Here is a 17,544-nt window from a genome sequence, read left to right as displayed (position 1 = left end):
AAATCAGCGGGTCATGGCACGGCGCAGCACATAGCTGAGGCCATCGACGGCGGCCACCATCAGCAGCATGGCGACGATGACGGTGGCGGCATTCTGCATCTGGAACAGCGACAGATGGTATTTCAGCATCTGCCCCAGGCCGCCCGCACCGACCACGCCGAGGATGGCGGCGGCGCGGATATTGTTTTCCCAGCGGTACAGCGTATACGACATCATCTGCGGCCCGCATTGCGGCAAGGTCGCGTACAAAAAGGCTACGGCCGGCCGGGCGCCGTTGATGCGCAAGGTGGCGGCGGGCAGGGGCAGGCAATTTTCAAACGCATCGGCAAACAGACGGCCCAGCACGCCTACCGTATGCAGGGCCAGCGCCAGGGTGCCCGCAAACGGGCCAAGGCCGGCGGCGATCAGCAAAATCGAGGCCCACACCAGCTCGGGGATCGAGCGCAGCACGTTCAGGATAGCGCGCGTGGCGTTGCGCGCCAGCTTGCCGAAACGGCCGCTGGCGGGCAGGGCCAGCAACGCACCCAGGAAAGCGGCGATCACCGTGCCGATGGCCGACATGGCCAAGGTTTCAAAGGTGGCGATGCCGACCTTGGTGAGAAACGCGGGCGCCAGTTCCGGCGGGGCAAAACCGTGCAGGAAATCGGCGCTGGTGCGCACGGCGTCGGCGCTGAAGAACTCGCCCCATTTCAAGGGCAGGGTGGCGAAGCTGGCGATGACCAGCAGCAGCAAGCTGGCCAGCAAGACCCAGGTGGACCAGCGCACGGGAGGGGAAACCGGCAGCATGGAGGTGTCGCCCTTCATGCCAGCCTCCGGCGCAGCATGGCCGAGACCGCATCGGCGCCCGCCACCAGCAGCACGAACACCATCAGCATGGTGGCCAGTTCATTGCCGGCCATCATCTTCATCGATTCATCCATGCGCTGGCCCAGGCCGCCCGCACCGACAAAACCCATGACGACGGAGCCACGGATTGCGCACTCCCAGCGGTAAATCGTATATGACACCAGCTCGGCAGCCGATTCGGGCAAGGCGCCGTACAGCAATGCTTTCAAGCGGCCGCTGCCATTATTCAATAAGGCGTTACAGGCGGACGCATCCGACGATTCGAGGATTTCCGCATACACCTTGCCCAGCATGCCGCAATAGGTCAGGGCGATGGCGATCACGCCGGCCGTCGGTCCCAGGCCGACTATGCGCACCAATAACAAGGCCCACACCAGTTCCGGCACGCTGCGCAGCAGCACCAGCAGCGCGCGCACGGCGTGGCGCACGGCGGCAGCCAGCGGCGACACCTGGCCAGAACCGATGCGCGAAATCGACAAACGCTCCGTCACCAATAAAGTCAGCGGTATGGCCCCCAGCATGGCCAGCGCCATGCCGGCCGTGGCCATGGCGATGGTTTCCCAGCTGGAAATGGCCACCAGTTGCAGAAATTCCAGCGAGTGGGCGGGCGGCACGAAGCTGGCAAGGAATTGCCAGGTGGCGGCCAGGCTTTGTGCATCGAATAAAATCCATGGCTTGAATTCGGCCTGCACCAGCATCGGCCACAGCACCAGCAGCACGATGGCAGCGCCGGTCAGGCGGCCGCGCCAGGCGGGGTCGCGCGGCAGGGCGGAGACCTTCAGCAACGGGGCCTCGCCGCGTTGAGATCGATGGCCACCGGCGCGAATTCTGGCGCCGGATCGGCCTTGTTGCGGTACAGCTGCTCTATCATGGCGTCGCTGACCTCGGCACCAGGCAAGTCGAAGACGATCTTGCCATCGCGCAAGGCGACGATGCGCGTAAAGCAGGCGCGCGCGATTTCCACCTGATGCAGGCTGCAGATCAGGGTGGCGTTGCGCGCCGTCGCTTCCGCTTGCAGCACATGGATCGTCTGCAAAGCGAGTGTGGGGTCGAGCGCGGACAGCGGTTCGTCGACGAGGAACGCTTGCGCATTCGATACCAGTGCGCGCGCCATGCCGCAGCGCTGGCGTTCGCCGCCGGACAGGCGGTCGACGCGCGCATACAGTTTGTCCTGCAGGTTGAATTTACCCAGGGCTTCCCACGCGGCGCGCGGGTCGACGGGTGCCAGCAGGGAACGCATCGCCGTCCACAAGCTCCATTGCGGCAAGCGGCCCGCCAGCACGGCGTTGACGACGCGCTGGCGAGGCGGCAGCGGCGGCGTTTGCGGCGCCAGGAACAGGCGCGCGCGCAAGGCGTGGCGTTCGGCGCTGCCGAGCTGCCACGGCGAAGTGCCGAGGACGCTGAATGTGCCCGATTCCGGGCGCAGGGCGCAGGCCAGCGTATGCAGCAGGCTGGTCTTGCCGGCGCCGGAAGGGCCGATCAGGGCGATCTGTTCACCTTGCGCCACGTCCAGGTCCAGTTCGCGCAGGGCCAGCGCATTGCCGGCGGCGCCCGCGTGGTGGACGCTGACCTTGTGAAGTTGGAATGTCATGCGATGTTTCGGTTTTTTTGGGGTGGTGTCGGATTACGCCATGCAAGGGCAACGTAGGTCGGATTAGGCCGGAGGCCGTAATCCGACAACATTGTTGGATACATTGGCTGTGTCGGATTACGCGGCTTTGCCGCTAATCCGACCTACGGTGAAGCGCGTCGGCGTAAATTACTTCAACAGCTTCGCATCGCGCGCAGCCGCTTCGATATCCTTGTAGTTCTCGGCCTTGGTCGGGATGAACTTCGTGGCGCGCTGCAGGTCGAGGATTTCCTTGCCTTCCGGTGTGGAAGGGTCCAGCGCCAGGAAGGCGTCCGTCAGCTTCTTGCGCACGACGGGGTTCATGTCGGCGCGCACGCTCCAGTTGTAATCATAGTAGCCAGGCGTCGTGTAGAACACGCGCACCTTGCTGGGATCGACCTTTTTCGCTTCCACCAGTTTTTCCCACACGGAGATATTCAAGGTGCCCGCATCGACCTTGCCGCCGGCCACTGCCGCCACGGTGGCGTCATGTGCGCCGGAAAACGCGATGCGCTTCATGTCCGTGTCAGGATTGATCTTGGCAGCCAGCAAGTAGTAGCGTGGCATCAAGTGGCCGGAGGTCGACGATTCCGAACCGAACGTGAAATTCTTGCCCTTCAGGTCGGACAATTGATTGATGTCCTTGCTGGTGGTGACGAACACGGAGCGGAACTTCGTGTCTTCCTCGCGCTGCACCAGCGGCACGATCTTGCCGCCGCTGCGCACATTGGCTTGCACGAAGGTAAAACCGCCGAACCAGACCATGTCGAGCTTGTTATTGATCAAGCCTTCCACGGACGCCGCGTAGTCGGTGACGGGCGTAAATTCCACCTTCATGCCCAGCTTCTTTTCCAGGTAACTGCCCAGCGGTTTGAATTTGCGCTGCAATTCCGTCGGCGCTTCGTCCGGGATGGCGGACACGCGCAACACTTGCTGTGCCTGCGCCAGGCCGCTGTGGATGGCCAGGGTGGCGGCGACGGTGGCCAGGATGGCGGGGAATTTGTTGGAGAACGTGATCATGGGAGTGCCTTTGAAAAAATTGTTCATTAATATACGGAAACCCCGGTACTGCCATCCTGCATCTCGCCGATGACGACGGCGTCGCCAAAGCCTTCGGCGCGGAAAATCGCCAGCACCTGCTCGACGGCTTCCGGCGCGCAGGCCACCAGCAGGGGGCCGGCCGTTTGCGGGTCCGTCAAAATCGCCTTGTCGATGGCGCTCAGGCTGTCTGCCAGCGCCACTTGCGCGCCATATCCCTGCCAGTTGCGGCCGGAAGCACCCGTGATGTTGCCGTTTTGCGCCAGTTGCTGCACTTGCGGCAGCAGCGGCACGTCAGCCATATTGATGCGCGCCTGCAACTTGGCGCCGCGCGCCAGTTCCAGGGTGTGGCCCAGCAAGCCGAAGCCCGTCACGTCCGTCAGCGCATGCACGCCATCGAGCAGGGCCAGTTTCTTGCCCGGGGTATTCAATTTGGTGGTGTTATCGATCAGGGACGCGTAGCCATCCGCGTCCAGTGCATTCTTTTTCAGCGCGGCCGACAGGATGCCCACGCCGATCGGTTTGCCCAATACCAATTTGTCGCCGGCGCGTGCGCCCGCGTTGCGTTTCACTTGCGAAGGGTGCACCAGGCCCAGCACCACCAGGCCATAGATCGGTTCGACGGAATCGATGGTGTGGCCGCCCGCGATGGGGATGCCGGCCTGGGCGCAAATGGTTTCGCCGCCTTTCAAGATGAGGCCGATGGTTTCCACCGGCAGCTTGTTGATCGGCATGCCCACCAGGGCCAGCGCCATGATGGGCGTGCCGCCCATGGCGTACACGTCGGAAATGGCGTTGGTGGCGGCGATGCGGCCAAAATCGAACGGGTCGTCGACGATGGGCATGAAGAAATCCGTGGTGGCGATCAGCGCCTGCTCGTCGTTGAGCTGGTAGACGGCCGCGTCATCCGAGGTTTCTATGCCGACCAGCAATTCTTTGGGCAAGGGAAAGCCGCCGCTGCCCTTTAAAATGTCGGCCAGCACGCCGGGCGCAATTTTGCAGCCGCAGCCGCCGCCATGGGCAAATTCGGTCAATCGGATGGGGGTATTTGGTGTTACTGCGCTATCTGACATGGGAGTTCCTGCTGATGTTGTGTACTGCTATGATCATTTTTACCCCAGACGCAAAATCTGGGGTCGGACCCTCAGGGTCCGACCCCGGTATTCTGTCTTTGGGTTCATTGCTTTCCGTCTCCGACGATAGCACATAATGCGCGCGCGGCTTGCTCAAAGGCATGTTCTGAAATATCGGGCAAGACCAGCGGCGTCGCCTGGGCGTAGCGGCTGAAGTTGCGGGCGATCGATTGCCGGTAGACGGGGTCGTAATGCTGCACCAGCAACTCTTCCACCAGCTCGGCCATGTGGCCCGAGGTCGCCAGTTGCTGCCAGTGGGCAATTTTCTCCTTGCCATGCAGCTGCGTCAACAGGGCCAGCTGCACGTTCAGGCGCGCCGGGTCGCCGACGAAATGCGCATAGTCTTGCATCAGCAATTGCACGCGCTCCCCAATGGCCAGCCGCACGTCCGTGCAGGCGGCCGCGCGCATCTTTTCCATCAGCGCGTCGGGCACGCGCAGCCGGCCCACTTTCTTGCTTTCGGACTCGATGAAGACGGGCAGTTGCGGGTCGAAATGGCGCAACTGCTGCCACAGCGCGCTTTCAAACGCCTTTTGCGAGGGCTGGTGCGCGTCCGGCAAGCCGCCCAGCACGGAGCCGCGGTGGGCCGCCAGGTCTTCCAGGTCGATCACTTGCGCGCCTTGGCGGTCCAGCACTTGCAGCAGGCGGCTCTTGCCGCTGCCCGTGGGGCCGCACAGCACGTTGATGAAGTCGAAGCGTTCGGGCAGGGTGGCCAGCTCGGCATTCACATGGCGCCGGTATTCCTTGTAGCCGCCATTGAGCTGCACTACAGGCCAGCCGATGCGCGCCAGGATGTGCACCATGGCGCCGCTGCGGTTGCCGCCGCGCCAGCAGTAAACGAGGGGCTTCCAATCGTGCGGGTGAGCGAGGAAACCCTCTTCGATATGCCGCGCGATATTTTTCGCGATCAGTGCCGCGCCCAGTTTTTTTGCCTCGAAGGCGCTGGTCTGCTTGTACAGGGTACCCACGCGCACGCGCTGCTCGTCGTCCAGCACGGGCAGGTTGATGGCGCCCGGCAAGTGGTCTTCCGCGAACTCGGACGGGCTGCGCACGTCGATGATGGCATCGAACTCGCTCAAGCGGGGCAGGATGTCGCTGAAAGGCAGGACTGCAGGGTATTTCATCGTGGCGCTGCTGCTTGAAATGGGGAAAGACGTATTATCCCCGATATACGCCGCCGGTGTGGCGGTTTAGCCCAGTAGATGCCCCAGCAGCGGCGCCAGCAGGACTGTCACGATGCCCGAAAAAATCATCGTCAGGCTGGCCACGGCGCCTTCTTCCGTGCCGACCCGGCGCGCCACGGACAAGCCGAAGCCGTGCGCGGCCGCGCCATACGGGGCGCCACGGGCGATGCGCATGCGCAAGGGCAGCAGTTTTAATAACGGTTTGCCCAGCATCAAGCCGAACAGGCCCGTCATCACCACAAAAATCCCCGTCAGCTGGGCCGAGCCGCCCATGTGGCGCGACGCTTCCAGCGCGAACGGCGTCGAGACGGACCGCGCCAGCAGGCTGCGCGCCATGTCGCCGTGCACGCCAAATACCCGGTCCAGCAGCAGGGTGGCGGCCACGGAGGCGACGATGCCGGCGCAGCTGCCCAGCGACAAGGCCAGCCAGTGCTTGCGGATCAGCTTGCGCTCCTGGAAGATGGGCAGCGCGAAGGCGATGGTGGCCGGCCCCAGCAGCCACGGCAGCCAGCGCGTTTCGCCGAAATACGTGGCGAACGGCGTCGAGGTGGCCTGCACGATGATGATCAATATCGCCGAGGTGCAGATGGCGGGCGTCAACAAAAAATGCGGATGGCGGCGGTGCAGCGCCTGGTTGGCATAGAACAGCACCAGGGTCAGCAGCAAAAACAGCAACGACAGGACCAGGGTGCTCATGCTTGCGCCCTGGCTGCGCGCTGGCGCAGCAGCTTATTCAGACGCAACTTGCGTTCATAACGGCACACCCATTCCACCGTCAACGCCGTGGCCAGCATCACGCTGGCAAAACCGAGGCCGATATTGACGAACAGCATCAGACCTTGCGATTTCAATAGTTGTGTAAATTGCACCACGGACACCACCAGCGGAATGAAGAACAGCAGCATGTTGGCCAGCAGCCAGTTCGCGCCCAATTCGATGGCGGCGGGACGCATCCAGCCCGACAGCAGCAGGGCCACCAGCACGAACAGGCCCACGACGCCGCCGGAAAACGGCAAGTGCAGGGCGGAAGCGGCCTCGTCGGCCAGCCACCAGGCGGCAATCAGGATGCCTACTTGCCATGCGGTCTGCGCGGGCTGGCGCCAGACGGGGATGGAGGGCAGGGCGGCGGTGGAACAGTGCAAGGCTTTCACGGCAGGCTTTCAAACGGCTGGGGGAAGGTTTCATTGTAGTGACCCCACATCAAAAGATAAAATGACTTAAACTCATGATTATCATTCGATATTGGAATGTATTATGGATATCCGCTCCCTGCGCTACTTCGTCGAAGTGGTCGAGCAAGCCAGCTTTACGCGCGCCGCCGCCAGGCTGCACGTGACGCAGCCCACCGTCAGCAAGATGATCCAGCAATTGGAACAGTCGCTGGACCTGGCCTTGCTGGACCGCGCCGGCAAGCGTTTTACTTTGACGGACGCGGGCAAGGTGGTGCTGTCGCGCGCGCATGAGCTGCTGGCCCTGCACGCGGAACTGAAGGTGGAGTTGCGCGACCTGCAACACCTTGAGCGGGGAGAACTGCGCGTCGGCGTGTCGCCGCAGACGCATTCCACGCTGGCGCCGTGGCTGGCCGAATACCACCAGCGCTATCCGGGTATCGAACTGAAAATGTATGAAAGCGGCACGCAGGCGATCGAACGGGACTTGCGCACCGGCACGGTGGAACTGGGCACCATGCTCGACTACCCGGGCAATGCGGCCACCTGGCAGGATTTCGAGGCCTTGCCCCTCGTGCGCTCTCCACTGTGCCTGCTGGCCGCGCCCGGCTCGCCATGGCAGGGGCGCGCTTCCGTGGCCCTGGCCGAGCTGGCCGACAGTCCCTTTATCTTCTATGGCGCCGCGTTTGCCCTCAACGACATTGTGCAGGATGCCTGCCAGCGGGCCGGTTTCGCGCCGCGCATCACAGGCCGCAGCGGCCAGTGGGATTTCATCGCCTCACTGGTGCGGCTGGGCGTGGGCATCTGCCTGCTGCCAAAGATGTATTGCGACACGCTGGATCAAGCGCAGTTTGCCGTGATTCCCCTCGATGGTCCTCCCGTGGAATGGAATCTGATGCTGGCCTGGCGCCGTGGCGGGCGGCTGTCGTTCGCTGCGCGCGCCTGGCTGGACCTCGTCAGGGCGCACATGGCGGACGCGGCACGTTTACAATAGGCGCTCGTCAACCACCGCCAAGCATATGAAGAACACAGGTAAAACCAGACTGAAACGCACCGCCGGCTCGCTGCTGCTGGGATTGCTATGCACCGTGGGCCTGATGAGCGAAATGGGCTATGCCCAGGCCGCCATTCCCGTGTATGGCTATTTCGTCAAGAATACCTATCCGCACGATCCCCAGGCTTTCACCCAGGGCTTGCTGTTCAAGGATGGCCACCTGTATGAAAGCACGGGCCAGAATGGCCAGTCCTCCTTGCGCAAGGTGGAATTGACGACGGGCAAGGTGCTGCAGAAAAGCATGCTCGACAAAAAAGTGTTCGGCGAAGGCATCACGGACGTGGGCGATGAGATCCTTGGCCTGACGTGGATGGCGCAGACCGGTTATGTGTTCGACCAGAAAACCTTCAAATTGAAACGCACCTTCAGTTACCAGGGTGAAGGCTGGGGCCTGGCCAGCGATGCTAAATTTGTCTACATGAGCGACGGCACTTCTGCCATCCGCGTGCTCAATCCGAAAACCCTGGCCGAGGTGCGCCGCTTCGAGGTGAAGGCGGAAGGCCGCCCCATCGACCGCCTGAATGAACTGGAAATGGTCAACGGCGAGCTGTTCGCCAATGTGTGGGGCGCGGACGCGATCGCCCGCATTGACCCGGCCAGCGGCAAGGTCGTGGGCTGGATCGACCTGACGGGCTTGCTGCCGCCGGAACAGCGGGGCACGGCCAATCCCGATGCCGTGCTCAACGGCATTGCATGGGATGCGCGGGGCAAGCGCTTGTTTGTCACGGGCAAGCTGTGGCCCAAGCTGTTCGAGATCGAACTGATCGAAATCCAGCGCCGTTGATGTTGGCTATCGGACAGTGTTGCTAGCGGGGAATCGTCTATGATATGCCTCCTTCGCACCTTGCGACCTTTACAGGATGCCATGCTGTCCCTATCTTTACGCCGCCTGGCGGCCGCCGCCAGCGTGTTTGCCGCCATCTGGCCTGCCGCGCAGGCGCAAACACCCTACGTGCCGGTGATGCAGCAATACGGCGACTTTGTCGTCACGCGTGACCGCCACGACCCGCTCGTTACCTTGACTTTTCGCAAGCATGGCTATTGGCCTGGCGGCGCGCGCGAAGTGGTGGAAGTGCGGCCCCTCAAAGCCACGCGCGAGGGCCAGCCCATGCTGCTGGCGTTTACCAAGGGCTATACGGGGCAGGGTACCATCCTCATCGGCGTGCAAAATGGCGAACCGCTGATGCGCCCCATCAGTCCCATGCAGCGCGACAGCATGGTGCGCACGGAACGCGACCCCGAATGGGGCGTGCCGCAGCCGGGCCGCAGTGAGGTGCTGCTGTTTCCCCGCGACGGCCGCGCGCTCGATACGGGCACGGGCGAGCTGCTGTGGTTTGACATGCCGGACACCGTCACGGGCGATTACGCGCCCGCCATGCTGGTCTCCGTCTCGCCCGACGGGCGGCGCGGCGCCTATCTCGCCAGGAAACTGACCAAGTTGCAGGTCATCGTCGCCACGCGCGACGACGGCGTGGCCGGGGTCCTGGCCTTGCCGCCCGATACCTATCAACGGTGGCTGAAACCGTTGTCGGAGGCCGCTTCCGAACAGGCGGGCGCCGCCATCAAGGCGCGCCAGGGCCGCACGGATTCGAACCGTATCCGGCGCGAGTTGGAACTGGCCTGGTTCGGCCAGCAATTTCAATGGAAACAAGGCAAGAATGGCTTGCAAGTGACGGGGCTGGGCCTCAGTTCAACGCCGCCAGAGGGAAAACAGCCATGACACTACCCAAACTCCTCGCCGGCTGCTGCGCCGCATCCCTGCTGGCCGGTTGCGTGCACGGCGAAATGTTCCCCAAGGATTATCTGGCACAGGATATCGACAAGCAACAAGCGTTGCTGGAACTGGATGTGGTCTTCGGGCAAGTGCCCGATGACAAGCTGACGTCGCGCGTGACGGCACGCAATACCGTGGAATACGCGGGCGCACCGCACATCGTCGTGCCGTTCTACCAGAAGGGCCTCGGTTTCGACCAGGGTTTTGCCGGCACCTACATGTTTGCCGTGGTGTATCCGGTCGCCAAGGTCGAGACGGCCACGGCCAGCAGCCGCGTCTTCGGCCAGAAACTTGAAGGCCAGCAGCCGGGCAACCCGCGCTACCGCTTCCGCGTGCCGGGCAAGGCGCAATGGAACAGCAATGAAACCTTCATGCTGAGCTTTGAGCGCAAGGGCCGCCGCGAAGAGATCACTTTCCGCTTCAGCAACGAGCAAAGCTGCCCGTCCGCCTTCCTGGCCAGTACGCCCAAATATGGCTTCCCCATCAAGGTCGTCGCCACCTTCAAGGATAACAAGGGCTGCCTGAAAGTGTGCGACAGCCGCGACCAGTGGCCCGGTTTTTGCGCCTACCAGCCGCCGCCGGCCGCTGGATCGGCAGGCTGAGCAATATCTGCAGACGTAAAAAAGGCCGATGAATATCGGCCTCGATGACAGCTGTAGGCGTTACTTAGCGGTAAAATGCCTCGACTTTGCCCTTCAGCTTGATCTGCAGCGGACGGCCGCGGCGATCCAGCGACTTGGTGGAAGCAACCTTGATCCAGCGTTCGCTGATGCAATATTCTTCCACGTCAAGGCGTTCCTTGTCGTTGAAGCGGATGCCGACGTCGTTCTCGAACACGGCTGCAACGTGGTAAGGGCTGCTAGGGTCGATCGACAGGCGATCGGGCAATGGGGGTAAGGTGGTGGTATCGTTCATGGGCGTAATTATCGCCCAGAATGCCGATCCAGACAACGGGGAGCGCATGCTTATCTGGCCGCCCGCGACATGGTGCCCCCCGTATCTCCTTTCCCTGCCGTCCTTCTTGCCTTACAGATGCCGCGTTTCCTGCGGCGGCGTGTCCCACGCGTCATGCCAGCCATCGACAAAGGTGACGGGCACCTGGGCCAGCTCGGCCACCGACGCATCGTCGAGGCAATTCACGCCGATGCCGACAAACGGCCCGCTGCGCGCAGAATCGCCGCGACCAAATGGGCGCACGCCGCAATGGCGGCAAAAATAATGGCGCTCGCGGCCGGCGCCGAAACGATACTCGCTCAAGTCCGTTTCACCGGCCAGCAGGCGGAAAGCCGTGGGCGGCACCAGGCTGGCCCAGCAGCGGATTTTCAGGCAATAGGAACAATTGCAGCGCAGGCTGGGCGCCGCCAGGTCGATCTCGGCCGCGAAGCGCACGGCGCCGCAGTGGCAACTGCCATGGTAGGTTTTTTTCATCGTGGCCCACTTTACAGGGTTGCCGTACTGTCATGCAACTGCCGGCATGGCGAGGCGCACTATAATGGCGCCTGTTCAAGAGAGAGGAGTCGCAGCATGGAAATGCGCATGACCGACAGCCTGCGGCAACAGGCCTATGCACAGGCGGCGGCCTTCGTGCACACGCTCGACCTGCGCGATCCGCTTGCGCTGCAACGCGACTGGTCGCTGTCGCCGGGCGTGGCCGACGAGATCATCGAAATGCTCGACAGCTATTTTGCGACGAACCAGGCGCTGTCCCTGGCGCCGCTGGCCGAGGCCTTTGTGGCGGGCAAGGGTGGCCGTCCCGCCGTCGATGTGTATGCCACCGATTGCGGGCCGCTGGGTCTGGAATGCCTGTTGCTGGCCGATGGCAAGCCGGGCGAAGCGATCTTGCACCTGGCAATGTCCGGCCACGATGGCGCGCTGCGCCTGCATTATCAATACATCGGATCCTGAGGACAGCATGACCGTACCGATCAGCAAAACACAGCAGCGCATCTGCGACAAATTTGGCTTGCCGGCGCAGGCGCCCGAGCCCATGGTGGCCCTGGCCATCGGCAGCCTGGACCAATCGCCCATCTACGGCACGCGCATCGTGCTGCCGGAAAATGGCAGCATCAGCTGGTTCATCCACTGCGGCGAACACGACGATGCCAGCGGCTTTTACCAACCACTGCATGCGGACCACCTGCATGACATGCTGCCGCAAGTGGTCGATTACCTGGCCTTGCCCAGCGGCGCCAAATTCATTCTCGACCGCGAAGGCTATGAAGACGTGTGGCTGGAAGAGTAATTTTCTAACCGGCAAGATTGTCATTGACGTTGATAAATAGGTATGGGATGCTGCGATTCCGTTTTCAACTGTTGAAAGCCGCATAGTGAATCCACGCCTTCCGTCCGTCCTGCTCGTCATGGCGCTAGCCGCCTTCCCGGCTGGTGTGATAGCCGCCACTGCCAGCCCATCGCAGGCATCGCGCGCGGCACAGGAGATTGCCGCCTTTGTGCGCAGTGAAATGCAGGAGCGCCAGATTCCGGGGCTACAACTGGCGGTGATCCAAGGGGGCAAGGTCGTGCTGAAGCGCAATTTCGGTCTGGCCAGCCTGCAATACCAGGTACCCGTGACGGACGCCAGCCTGTTTTCCATCAATTCGGCGACGAAAGCGTTTACAGGCGTGGCCGTGATGCAACTGGTGCAACAGGGCAAGATCGATCTGGCGACGCCCATCGGCCAGTACCTGGTGGGGCTGCCATCGGCATGGCAAGCCGTGACGGTGACGCAATTGCTCAACCATACCTCGGGCCTGCCCGATGTGCTGGACCAGCGCAGCGGCAAGCTGGTGGGGTCGCAGCCGGACGACGCCGATGCGGCGTGGACGGCCGTGCAGGCGCTGCCGGTGGAGGCAAAACTAGGTGAACGCTTCCGCTACAACCAGACCAATTACGTGTTGCTGGCGCAATTGATCGAACGGCAAAGTAGTCAGCCCTTTGTTTCCTTCATCCAGCGCCGGCAGTTTGACGTGGCCGGCATGCCGCACAGCGGCTTTGGCGACGCGAAGGACGTGGTCGCCAATAAGGCCAGTTCCTACGTGCTGGACCGGGGCGGCAACGGTTACCGCAACGTGATCGAAGACTTTCCCGTGTTCATGCGCGCGGGCGCCGGCATCAACAGCAATGCGGGTGAACTGGCGAACTGGCTCATCGCGCTGCAGTCGGGGCGCTTGCTGGCGCCCGCCAGCCTGGCACGGCTGTGGCAGCCGACCAGCTTGAATGACGGCAAGCCGGCACCGTGGGCGCTAGGCTGGCCCAGCATCGGCCGCGCTGGCCATCGCGCCGTGGCCGGCATCGGCGGCGCCCGCTCGGCCTTTTATGTGTATCCGGACGATGGCCTGGCCGTCATTATCCTCAGCAACCTGGCCGGCGGCCAACCGGAACAGCTGATCGATACCGTCGCCGGCTTCTACATTCCCGCCCTGCGCCAGCAGCGCGGCGGCGCGTATGCCGCGCACCTGCTGCGCCAGCAGGCGGCCAGCGCTGGTTTCGACGGGCTGGACAAGAAATTGGCGGCCATCCGGCGCCAGCACGGGCTGTCTGCGCCCACCGAAGACGACTTGAATGCCTGGGGCTACCGCCTGCTGGGCCGGCAGCAGCCGAAACAGGCGCTCGCCGTCTTCCAGCTAGGCGTGCAACTGTACCCGCAAGGGGCGAACGGCCACGACAGCCTGGCCGAAGCGTACGAGGCCGATGGCGCCACGGCGCTGGCCGTCACGCATTACCGCCGTTCGCTGGAGCTGGACCCGGGCAACACGCACGCCGTGGCGCGCTTGCGCGTGCTGGCCGCCGATTAGGCCGGCGGGGCCGGCAGGGCCAGCACGGCTTCGATCAGTTCGCGTTCATCATACGGGCTGTCCGGCAGCACGATGTCCGGTTGCAGCAAGTAGGGGCTGGCCGCGCCGGATGGGCGCTGGAAGAGCAGGCGCGGCACGCCCAGTTCCAGGCCACTGTTGGGCAGCACGAAACGCTGCGTGCCGCCACTCTGGCGCGTGCGTGCCTGGCCCGCCGCTCCCACCACCTTGCCAAAGCCAAAGTCCTGCATGACATTGCTCAGAAGTACAGAGGAAGAATACGTGCGGCCGCCCACCAGCAAATAGGTGGCGCCCGAGAAGTGCAGCGGATTGTCCAGTTGGGGCTGCTGCCAGGAAGTGATCTCCCCATCGATGACGTCGCCCAGCTTTTCACTCGCGCTCTCGCGTCCCTTGATGACTTTTTTGCGGTAGGTCGAGGCCCAGCGGTAAGGTTGGTCGGCGATATAGCGCAGCACGCCATCGATCCACATGTCGTCGTTGCCGCCGCCATTCTCCCGCACGTCGATCAGCAGCGTGCGCACGCCCGCCTCTTGCACCTGGCGGAAAGCGTCGGCCGTGAACGCCGTGAATTGCGCCTTGTCTGGCCAGGCAAAGGTATTGATGGTCAGCAATGCAGCCTTGCGGGGCAGCAATTCGAAACGGAATTGCTGTGCGAAACTACCATTGCCGGCCAGATAGGCGGGCAGGGCGCTGGATCCTGGTACGGTCAATTGCTGACCTTTTTCAAACTGTAAGGCATAGTTGTCCGGCGCGCCCAGTACTTTCCAGTACAGGAAAGGCCAGCGCAGCGACAGCAGGCTGGTGCGGAACGCGGCCGTTTCACCGTGGCAGCGGATCAGCAAGTCGGCAACGATCTGCTCAGCCGGCACGCCATTGATGCTGGTGATGCGCATGCCTTGCAGCGGCGACGGCGCACCGCCCAGCTGCGCGCGGATGCGCAGGGCGCCGCTGGCATCCAGGCTCACTTCATAGGGAAAGAACCTGCCGCCCGCGTCGAGGAAGGCCTGGCTTTGCGCCAGCGGTGTGGCCGGCGTGATGGCCAGGTGGCCGTCGGCGTAGAGGGGATTGAGCATGGCAAGCAGGCGCCAGGCCTGGTCCGGCGACATCGGCGCCTGCATTTGCTCTGCAATGTATTTGTAGGCTTGCTGCACGGCGGCGGGATCGGCGGAAAAGCTCGGCTGCGGGTGCGTGGCGGCGATCGACTGCTGGATGAAGCGCAGGTCGGCGCGCAACTGCTCCGGTGTCAACAGGGGTGAGGGCTGGGCCAGCGCCAGGGGCGTCCAGCACAACAGGACCAGGCAGGCTGGCAGGTATTTCAGGCGTCGCATCGCATCCTTCCGGGGGGGCAGATAAGGGATGCACTTTAATCAAGTTGAGCCGATTCTGCCACCCCTTTGCGACGGGCGGCAGAACTTGCGTGCCAAGGAGCGAGATCAGGCGACGGGAGGCTTGCCGTGCTCGGCCCCATGCATGGCCAGATAAGCCGTCAGGTTTTCATCGGCGATGCCCAGGGCGCGCAAGACTTCCTTTGTGAAGGTGACGGGCGCCGTGCCCGGTGCAGTGACGACGCGCTGGTCGGCCACGGCCCACGGCACGTCCTGGTACAGGGCCGCGCCCGCATAGCCCGTTTGCAACAGGTTGTCCGCACTGTTGGACGTATGGCGCACGGTGTCGAGCACGCCTGCCTGCGCCAGCACGCGGGTGCCGTCGCAAATTCCGGCCAGCACAATATTTTTGTCGCGGGCGGCGCGCAGCAAGGGCCCCAGGTCGGGCGCCTTGCCGCTTTGCCAGTGGCTGCCGCCGCACACCATCAGCAAATCGAGTTCATCGAGATTGACCTCTTCCAGCGCCAGTTGCGGCGTGACCAGCATGCCTCCGGACGAGGTGACGGGCAGGCCGCCCGGCGTGGCGAACTGCGTGTAAAAGCCGTAATACAGGCGCGCCGTGGAATTGATCAGGGCGGTTTCCCAATCGGCAAAGTTCTCGGTCAGTATGGTGATGGCACGTGTCATGAAAGGTCCTGTCGCAGGTGGAGATATCAATCTTAATACAGGCTGGCTGGCCTGCTGGTGCCGAAAGCATAATAGAAAGTACTGACAATTTCTGTCAGGAGCGCACATGAATTGATTGTGCAGGTGGCAAGGGACTACGCTACAATCGCTGGCCCGTTCGCGCGGGCTTGCCCCTGTTCAATACTTACTCCCTGTCGCCTCCATGCTGATTCTGTTTTGCCGTGTCCTGTTCAGCATTGCTGGCCTGCTGCTGTTCTTTCTCTTCGATCAGTTAAGTGCGAACGAATGCCTGAAATTGTGCGTCTTGCTGGCGGCCTTCCTGCTGGGTGTGGGCGGCGTGCTGCACGCGTGGCGTGGCAGTTCCAGCGCCAGCGCCAGCGCGGTCACCGTGCTGCTGCGCATCGTGGTGCCCGTGTTTTACCTCGACGCCGCCATCAAGGGCTTCTTGCGTGGCTATTTTGGCATGCGGCCCAATCCCAATGCCGTTTTGCAGGCTATGTTTGCGACAGATCAAGCGGAAACGGGCGAGTTTTTCCTGCACAACAGCGTCGCCCTGGCGCAAGCGGCGGGCTGGTTCGTTCTCGTGACGGCGGCGGTGTTGCTGGCCGACCGCCAGTTGCTGCGCCGGCAAGCGGCGCGCGCCAGTAGCGCACCGGGCCTGGCGCAAAAATGCTTTGCCGCCAGCATGGCCATCTTTCTCGTGCTGCTGCACGTCAATACCACCATGCGGCGTGAAAATCCGGCCCTGTTCTGGCCGCTGCGCTACCAGCAGTACAGCGCGCAGCTGGAAGCGATGAAATCCATGCAGCAGGCGCTGACGGCGGCCATGGCCGCGCCGGGCGACTGGCATGTGCGCTATGCGGGCGAGGATGCGCGCACCGTCATCCTGGTGATCGGCGAGAGCACCAATCGCGCCTCGATGTCGCTGTATGGCTACCCGCGCGCCACCACGCCCCGGCTCGATGCCATGCGTGCGAAGCTGCTGGTGTTCAATGATGTGATTTCGCCCGCGTCCAGCACGGTGGAATCGATGATGACGATGCTCACGCCGGCCGATATCGGCAGCCCCGATGCGTGGATGGCCAAGCCAAATTTGCTGATGCTGGCCGAGGCGGCCGGCTACAAGACGTTTTGGGTCTCTAACCAGACGCGCAACGACGGCTGGATCGGTCTGCTGGCGGGCCAGGCCGATGAAAGCGACTTCATCAACTACGGTACTGGCCGTGGCGAAAACAATTTTGATGGCAACCTGTTCCAGCCGTTCGCCCACGCACTGGCCGATAGCGCGCCGAAAAAGCTGATCGTGGTGCACTTGCTGGGCGCCCATCCCAGCTATGACATGCGCTATCCCAGCCACTTTGCGCATTTCGACCAGGCGCGGGACGCCGTCAGCGCGCAGATGGCCAGCCAGGGCAGATCCAGCTGGATACGCCACCAGCGCGATGAGTACGATAACGCCATCCGCTATGGCGATTATGTGCTGGGCACCCTGATCGGCATGGCCGACACAGCCAAGGCCGGGCGCGCCGCCTCGCTGCTGTTCGTCTCCGACCATGGACAGGAAGTGGGTTACAGCCGCAATCACGCGGGCCATTCCGCCTCCGACAAGAGCGGTTATGAAATTCCCATGTTGATCTGGAACAACCAGCAAGCGCCGCAATCGGGGGCCGCGCGCGCCGCGCTGGAAAGCCGGCCGTATCAGACGGACAAGCTCGATGCGACCGTGCTGGGCTTGCTGAAGATCGAGACGCGCTATTACGCGGCGCATGACGATATCCTCAGCGGCGCCTTTCAGCCCGTGCAGCGCTTCATGAATGGCTTGCAATACCAGCGCGGCACGCCGGCGCTGGTGCGCTGAGCCGCCAATGAAAAAGGCCCGGTCCCGCCGCAAGCTGCGGCGGGACCGGGCCCCT

20 protein-coding genes are annotated in these 17,544 nt (G+C 63.0%); 8 read left to right on the top strand and 12 right to left on the bottom strand.

Going from position 1 to position 17,544, the window contains the following annotated elements; all coding sequences use genetic code 11:
* Positions 1-3: 3 nt before the first annotated feature.
* From phnE to ACP7EG_RS25730, 8 genes are all read right to left on the bottom strand, one after another.
* Entirely contained in the window at positions 4-804 is an 801-nt protein-coding gene (phnE, locus tag ACP7EG_RS25765) for a phosphonate ABC transporter, permease protein PhnE (protein ID WP_426089956.1), read from the bottom strand.
* Positions 801-1,631, bottom strand: a complete 831-nt coding sequence (locus ACP7EG_RS25760) for a PhnE/PtxC family ABC transporter permease (protein WP_426089955.1) — start codon at positions 1,629-1,631, stop codon at positions 801-803. The genes phnE and ACP7EG_RS25760 overlap by 4 nt, the downstream gene beginning before the upstream one ends.
* Complete coding sequence (locus tag ACP7EG_RS25755) at positions 1,625-2,437, bottom strand: phosphonate ABC transporter ATP-binding protein (RefSeq protein WP_426089954.1); 813 nt, start codon at positions 2,435-2,437, stop codon at positions 1,625-1,627. The genes ACP7EG_RS25760 and ACP7EG_RS25755 overlap by 7 nt, the downstream gene beginning before the upstream one ends.
* 168 nt (positions 2,438-2,605) lie before the next feature.
* Positions 2,606-3,475, bottom strand: a complete 870-nt coding sequence (locus tag ACP7EG_RS25750) for a putative selenate ABC transporter substrate-binding protein (RefSeq protein WP_099764586.1) — start codon at positions 3,473-3,475, stop codon at positions 2,606-2,608.
* Between the two features lie 26 nt (positions 3,476-3,501).
* The gene (selD, locus tag ACP7EG_RS25745; RefSeq protein ID WP_426089953.1) at positions 3,502-4,566 is read right to left on the bottom strand and encodes a selenide, water dikinase SelD; all 1,065 of its coding nucleotides are present in this window, start codon (positions 4,564-4,566) and stop codon (positions 3,502-3,504) included.
* A gap of 104 nt (positions 4,567-4,670) precedes the next feature.
* Positions 4,671-5,750 (bottom strand): tRNA 2-selenouridine(34) synthase MnmH, encoded by a 1,080-nt coding sequence (gene mnmH / locus ACP7EG_RS25740; protein WP_426089952.1) that lies wholly within the window; start codon positions 5,748-5,750, stop codon positions 4,671-4,673.
* Positions 5,751-5,816: 66 nt separating this feature from the next.
* On the bottom strand, positions 5,817-6,506 hold the full coding sequence (locus tag ACP7EG_RS25735) for an LrgB family protein (protein ID WP_096235499.1): 690 nt from the start codon (positions 6,504-6,506) through the stop codon (positions 5,817-5,819).
* A complete protein-coding gene (locus tag ACP7EG_RS25730; RefSeq protein WP_426089951.1) occupies positions 6,503-6,961 on the bottom strand; it encodes a CidA/LrgA family protein in 459 nt (152 codons plus the stop codon). Before ACP7EG_RS25730 ends, ACP7EG_RS25735 begins: the two co-directional genes overlap by 4 nt.
* Before the next feature lie 103 nt (positions 6,962-7,064).
* On the opposite strand from ACP7EG_RS25730, the gene ACP7EG_RS25725 reads away from it, so the two are divergent.
* From ACP7EG_RS25725 to ACP7EG_RS25710, 4 genes are all read left to right on the top strand, one after another.
* A complete protein-coding gene (locus ACP7EG_RS25725) occupies positions 7,065-7,973 on the top strand; it encodes a LysR substrate-binding domain-containing protein (RefSeq protein WP_426089950.1) in 909 nt (302 codons plus the stop codon).
* A 25-nt stretch (positions 7,974-7,998) separates the two neighbouring features.
* On the top strand, positions 7,999-8,817 hold the full coding sequence (locus ACP7EG_RS25720) for a glutaminyl-peptide cyclotransferase (protein ID WP_426089949.1): 819 nt from the start codon (positions 7,999-8,001) through the stop codon (positions 8,815-8,817).
* 81 nt (positions 8,818-8,898) lie between these two features.
* Entirely contained in the window at positions 8,899-9,753 is an 855-nt protein-coding gene (locus tag ACP7EG_RS25715) for a hypothetical protein (RefSeq protein WP_426089948.1), read from the top strand.
* Positions 9,750-10,409, top strand: a complete 660-nt coding sequence (locus tag ACP7EG_RS25710) for a hypothetical protein (protein WP_426089947.1) — start codon at positions 9,750-9,752, stop codon at positions 10,407-10,409. Before ACP7EG_RS25715 ends, ACP7EG_RS25710 begins: the two co-directional genes overlap by 4 nt.
* A 64-nt stretch (positions 10,410-10,473) precedes the next feature.
* Here ACP7EG_RS25710 and ACP7EG_RS25705 read toward each other — a convergent pair whose 3' ends face one another.
* Together ACP7EG_RS25705 and ACP7EG_RS25700 are read right to left on the bottom strand one after the other, a co-directional pair.
* Complete coding sequence (locus ACP7EG_RS25705; protein ID WP_010398340.1) at positions 10,474-10,722, bottom strand: DUF3297 family protein; 249 nt, start codon at positions 10,720-10,722, stop codon at positions 10,474-10,476.
* Positions 10,723-10,833: 111 nt separating this feature from the next.
* Complete coding sequence (locus tag ACP7EG_RS25700) at positions 10,834-11,235, bottom strand: GFA family protein (protein WP_426089946.1); 402 nt, start codon at positions 11,233-11,235, stop codon at positions 10,834-10,836.
* Positions 11,236-11,331: 96 nt separating this feature from the next.
* Here ACP7EG_RS25700 and ACP7EG_RS25695 point away from each other — a divergent pair, with 96 nt between their 5' ends.
* From ACP7EG_RS25695 to ACP7EG_RS25685, 3 genes are all read left to right on the top strand, one after another.
* A complete protein-coding gene (locus ACP7EG_RS25695) occupies positions 11,332-11,712 on the top strand; it encodes a hypothetical protein (protein WP_426089945.1) in 381 nt (126 codons plus the stop codon).
* Between the two features lie 7 nt (positions 11,713-11,719).
* Positions 11,720-12,049: an immunity protein Imm33 domain-containing protein gene (locus ACP7EG_RS25690; RefSeq protein WP_426089944.1), complete on the top strand. Its 330-nt coding sequence runs from the start codon at positions 11,720-11,722 to the stop codon at positions 12,047-12,049.
* Positions 12,050-12,134: 85 nt separating this feature from the next.
* A complete protein-coding gene (locus ACP7EG_RS25685) occupies positions 12,135-13,601 on the top strand; it encodes a serine hydrolase (RefSeq protein ID WP_426089943.1) in 1,467 nt (488 codons plus the stop codon).
* Here the strand turns inward: ACP7EG_RS25685 and ACP7EG_RS25680 are convergent.
* Positions 13,598-14,947 carry a S41 family peptidase gene (locus tag ACP7EG_RS25680; RefSeq protein ID WP_426089942.1) on the bottom strand — a complete coding sequence of 450 codons (1,350 nt, stop codon included), beginning with the start codon at positions 14,945-14,947 and terminating at the stop codon, positions 13,598-13,600. The genes ACP7EG_RS25685 and ACP7EG_RS25680 overlap by 4 nt on opposite strands.
* Positions 14,948-15,052: 105 nt before the next feature.
* Positions 15,053-15,631: a type 1 glutamine amidotransferase family protein gene (locus tag ACP7EG_RS25675; RefSeq protein WP_426089941.1), complete on the bottom strand. Its 579-nt coding sequence runs from the start codon at positions 15,629-15,631 to the stop codon at positions 15,053-15,055.
* A 202-nt stretch (positions 15,632-15,833) separates the two neighbouring features.
* On the opposite strand from ACP7EG_RS25675, the gene ACP7EG_RS25670 reads away from it, so the two are divergent.
* Positions 15,834-17,489, top strand: a complete 1,656-nt coding sequence (locus ACP7EG_RS25670; protein ID WP_426089940.1) for a phosphoethanolamine transferase — start codon at positions 15,834-15,836, stop codon at positions 17,487-17,489.
* Positions 17,490-17,544: the final 55 nt, after the last annotated feature.

This window comes from Janthinobacterium sp. PSPC1-1 (assembly GCF_049897625.1).
GTDB lineage: Bacteria > Pseudomonadota > Gammaproteobacteria > Burkholderiales > Burkholderiaceae_D > Janthinobacterium > Janthinobacterium tructae.
The sequence above is the reverse complement of the archived record's forward strand: the minus strand, read 5'-3'. Positions and strand labels throughout refer to the sequence as shown.